Genomic DNA, 2192 nt, shown 5'->3' with positions numbered 1-2192 from the left:
GGTGCTGCACTTCTCCGCCGACTGGTGCGGACCGTGCGCCGCGGTGCGCCGGGTCGTCGCTCAGGTGGTCGCCGACCTCGCGGCCACCGGCGACGGGCTGCCGGCACCCCGCGACCTCGAACTGGACATCGACGAGAACCCGCAGTTGGCAAGGGAACTCGGCGTGCTGTCGCTGCCGACGACGTTCCTGTTCGACGCCGCCGGCACCGAAAGGTACCGGGTTTCGGGGGTGCCGGCCGCGGCGGACCTGCGGGCCGCGCTGGTGCCGCTGCGCACCCCCTGGGCCCCGATCCGTCGAGACGTCGGCTAAGCTGCCTGCCGTGTCGACCTGCCGAGAGCTCATGCTCACCCGACGCCGCACAGTCGATCTGTGCCGCCTCGGCGGCTTCTGCTGTACCTGCTGCTGATCACCCCGGCCGAGACGCCCGACCGTCTCCGCGGCATCCGCTGCCGTCACCGGTGTGATCCCCGCGGTTGCCACCGCGACGGTTCGCCCCCATGCGTCCCCTCCCAGCAGGAGCACCCCTCATGTCCACCACCGCCCCCGCCGCCCGCCAGGGTCAGCAGGTAGACGTCCGCGGCCCCCGGTTCGCGGCGTGGATCACCACCGCCGTCCTCGTCGTCGTCCTGGCCGTCGCGACGGTCTCGACGACGGTGGCCGGCGTACTGCTCGCCGTCCAGACCGCGGTGTTCGCGGCCGGTGCGGCCCTCGGCCCGCGCCGCAGCCCCTACGGCCTGCTCTTCGCGCGGCTCGTCGCGCCCCGGCTGGGCGCCCCCACCGAGAAGGAACCGGTCGCCCCGCTGCGGTTCGCGCAGCTCGTCGGGTTCGTGTTCGCCGCCGTGGGCACCTTCGGATTCCTCCTCGGCGCCGACCTCGCCGGTCTCGTCGCCACCGGGTTCGCGCTGTTCGCCGCGCTGCTCAACGCCGCGTTCGGGGTGTGCCTCGGTTGCGCGATCTACCCGCTCGTGGCCAGGTTCCGGGCCGTCGCCGCCTGACCACCGTTCCCTCCGCACCGTTCCACTCGACCGAGAGTGTCAACACCGAAAGGAAACTCCATGGCTCGCTCCGACGTCCTGGTCTCAGCAGACTGGGCAGAGCAGAACCTTCACGCACCGAAGACCGTGTTCATCGAGGTCGACGAGGACACCGCAGCCTACGACGGCGGGCACATCGAGGGCGCGATCAAGCTCGACTGGCGTAAGGACCTGCAGGACGGCGTCCGTCGCGACTTCCTGAACCGGGAGCAGTTCTCCGCCCTGCTGTCCGCGAAGGGCGTCGCCGACGACGACACCGTCGTGCTCTACGGCGGCAACAACAACTGGTTCGCCGCCTACGCGTACTGGTACTTCAAGTTCTACGGGCACCGGGACGTCAAGCTCATCGACGGTGGCCGCAAGAAGTGGGAGCTCGACGGACGCCCGCTGTCCAAGGACGAGGTCACCCGCCCGGCCACCGAGTACAAGGCGCAGGAGCCGGACTACTCGATCCGCGCCTTCCGCGACGAGGTGATCGACGCGATCGGCACCAAGAACATCATCGACGTCCGCTCCCCCGACGAGTTCTCCGGCCGGATCCTCGCCCCGGCCCACCTGCCGCAGGAGCAGGCCCAGCAGCGCGGCCACGTCCCGGGTGCGATCAACATTCCGTGGAGCACCACCGCCAACGAGGACGGCACCTTCAAGTCGGACGACGACCTCGAGGCCCTCTACCGGGCGAAGGGCTTCGACGACAGCCGCGAGACCATCGCCTACTGCCGGATCGGTGAGCGCTCGAGCCACACCTGGTTCGTGCTGCAGGAGATCCTCGGCAAGAAGAACGTCAAGAACTACGACGGCAGCTGGGTCGAATACGGCTCGCTCGTCGGAGCCCCGATCGAGTTGGAGGTTCGCTGACCATGTGTGGTGCACCCGTTCAGTCCCAGACCCTGCCCGCGGGCGTGGACGTCGAGAAGGAGACGGTCCTGACCGGCCGTGTCGTCGACGCCGACGGCCAGCCGGTCGGCGGTGCCTTCGTGCGCCTGCTCGACGGCACCGGTGAGTTCACCGCCGAGGTCGTCGCCTCCGGCACCGGTGACTTCCGCTTCTTCGCCGCGCCCGGCGACTGGAAGGTCCGCGCGTTGTCCGGCCGTGGCAACGGTGACGTCGCCGTGAGCCCGGCCGCCCCCGGCGTCCACCACGTCGAGGTCACGGTC

4 protein-coding genes are annotated in these 2192 nt (G+C 70.2%); all 4 read left to right on the top strand.

Translation table 11 applies throughout. The features are described from left to right. Positions 1-310, top strand: a 310-nt coding sequence (locus CQZ88_RS13585; protein WP_146034306.1) for a thioredoxin family protein, incomplete at its 5' end; no start/stop codon positions are given. A gap of 218 nt (positions 311-528) precedes the next feature. Beyond that, positions 529-996 (top strand): DUF4395 domain-containing protein, encoded by a 468-nt coding sequence (locus CQZ88_RS13580; RefSeq protein WP_029541494.1) that lies wholly within the window; start codon positions 529-531, stop codon positions 994-996. 60 nt (positions 997-1056) lie between these two features. Beyond that, positions 1057-1893, top strand: a complete 837-nt coding sequence (locus CQZ88_RS13575; protein ID WP_006936411.1) for a sulfurtransferase — start codon at positions 1057-1059, stop codon at positions 1891-1893. Positions 1894-1895: 2 nt separating this feature from the next. After that, a partial coding sequence (locus CQZ88_RS13570; RefSeq protein WP_102799893.1) for a DUF1416 domain-containing protein occupies positions 1896-2192 on the top strand: 297 nt, incomplete at its 3' end.

It is taken from the genome of Rhodococcus sp. ENV425, from assembly GCF_002887785.1.
GTDB classification, from domain to species: Bacteria; Actinomycetota; Actinomycetes; order Mycobacteriales; family Mycobacteriaceae; genus Rhodococcus; species Rhodococcus aetherivorans.
Note: the sequence above shows the minus strand (reverse complement) of the source record. Positions and strands in the feature narration are given on the sequence as shown.